The 2069-nt window shown below is 49.6% G+C and carries 1 protein-coding gene; it reads right to left on the bottom strand.

Annotated features, from left to right (window positions below; translation table 11 throughout):
- Nucleotides 1-242: 242 nt before the first annotated feature.
- A complete protein-coding gene (gene ltrA / locus Q7V32_RS08000) occupies nt 243-1493 on the bottom strand; it encodes a group II intron reverse transcriptase/maturase (protein ID WP_304896456.1) in 1251 nt (416 codons plus the stop codon).
- Nucleotides 1494-2069: the final 576 nt, after the last annotated feature.

Raw genomic sequence — 2069 nt, forward strand, 5'->3', positions numbered from 1 at the left:
GTCCGCGTCGCCTCGTTTCGACCCAACAAGGGGTCGAAACATTGGCTCTCGCATGACTTAACGCCGTTTCGCGATGCCTTGCAGGTTTTCTCCGCAAGCTACGAAAACCCGCCCGGCGCTACGGCTATCGGGGACTAAAAATCTTCACTTCGCTGGCGCTCCGTTGTTGAGTAGACCGCAGGAACTCCCCCCACAGCCTCTCGCAGAACGGTACGTGAACCTCTCGATTCATACCGCTCCCATCAGGCAAACGCACCTATCATTCCCGCCCGCCAATGAGCGAACAAGTTGGGGTATTGATCTGCAATCTTCTCCAGAAACAGCATTGCTTTTATCTTATGCTGGCGGAGCGGCTTGTACTTTCGCCTTGCCCACCTCACCAGGGTCATGTTGACGTGACGACACATACCGTATAACGCTGAGCGGGTATAGCAACCATAATAGGCTATCCATCCATTGATGATGGGGTTCAGCCATTTTGCTACTTGATCTAAGCTCAACTCGGTACGGGTTCTGACCCGTAACTTTCTGACCTTTAGCCGCATTGACTTCAGCGCCGCTTTACTCACTGCCGGCGTAAAGTTTACAAACACGCTGTTTCTCTTTCGATTTTTACATAGTCGCCGCCTGAACGTATACCCCAGAAAATCAAAGGAGGTATGCTCATAGTGCCCTTTGCGGCTTCCATCTTTACAGTAAACGATTTTGGTTTTCACCGGATGAAGCTCAAGTCCACAGGTCTGAAAGCGTTGTTCCAAAACTTCCAGCATGTGTTCGGCTTCCGCCACACTACGGCAGTGAACCAGACCATCATCGGCATAACGACACCAAACTACATTCGGGTCATGTTTTTGCAACCATTTGTCGAATACATAGTGCAGAAACAAGTTACTGAGCACGGGACTGACAACCCCACCCTGTGGAGTGCCTTTGTCCCGACTGACCAACTCGCCATTGGGCATCTGCATCGGCGCCGTTAACCAGCGTTCAATATACAGCCTCACCCACGGCGTATCCGTATGTTTATAGACCGCTTTAAGTAATAAATCGTGCGGTATATTGTCGAACAACCCCTTAATATCAAACTCAAGTACCCAGTCGTAGCGCCAACAACGTTCTCGCGTGACGCCCACCGCATCCAATGCTGATTTATTCGGCCTGTAACCATAAGAATCAGGTAAAAAGTGCGGCTCAACCTGAGGTTCAAATTCCAGTTTGACGACCATCTGAGCAATACGATCACTCACGGTGGGGACGCCCAAAAGTCGTTCGCCGCCTGCTTTCTTCGGTATGGTTACCGCTTTCACAGGCGGTGGGAAATAGCTGCCTGACGACAGCCGATTCCATAGCGTGTAAAGATTATCTGTCAGATTTCCTTCATAATCCGACAGTGATTGCTTATCAACTCCAGCGGCACCCGCATTGGCTTTCACCAATTCAAATGCACGCATAACCAGCCATTTCGAAATGACAAATGGCTTTGCCTCGCTCACATCATCCTCCTGTCGTTAGACAGTTGTGACATCAACACAGGCTGCCTGATGTTGCCCCTTCGCTCCACGTTCATTACAAACGCTTCCTCGCTACTACGAGCAACTCCGCCCCAGTATCATGCATCGGTACTCTCATACTCATAAATTTAGTTATTTGCATTTCTCCCTTAACATCATGATGACTGGTTCCCACAGTTCCCATTGAAAGCCCAGTACAGAGTCACGCCTACTATACGCCGGACACCATCTGCACAGCCTTCGGATCCGCTTGCAGACTCATCCCAAGAGTCTTGGACGCCCTTGGTTTTGATGTCTAGTCTCTGAATAACGACGCGTCAACATAGGTTCGGTTTAACTCGTCTCTCTATACCCTACCTGCTAATTCAAAGTTAGCTTTTCCTCAACGCTCACTACCGGCACTCTTAATGCCAGCAGCTTGAGGTGGTTTAAAGCCAGTTTCCGACAACAGACTTTGATGGGCCTACCATCATCTTCCAATGAGCTTATACACATCTGACCTCTATTTCCGTATAGCGTCAGCTTGTGTGCCTGTGGCACACTCCAAGATTTTCAGCG

It is taken from the genome of Methylicorpusculum sp. (genome assembly GCF_030651835.1).
In the GTDB taxonomy this organism is placed as follows: domain Bacteria; phylum Pseudomonadota; class Gammaproteobacteria; order Methylococcales; family Methylomonadaceae; genus Methylicorpusculum.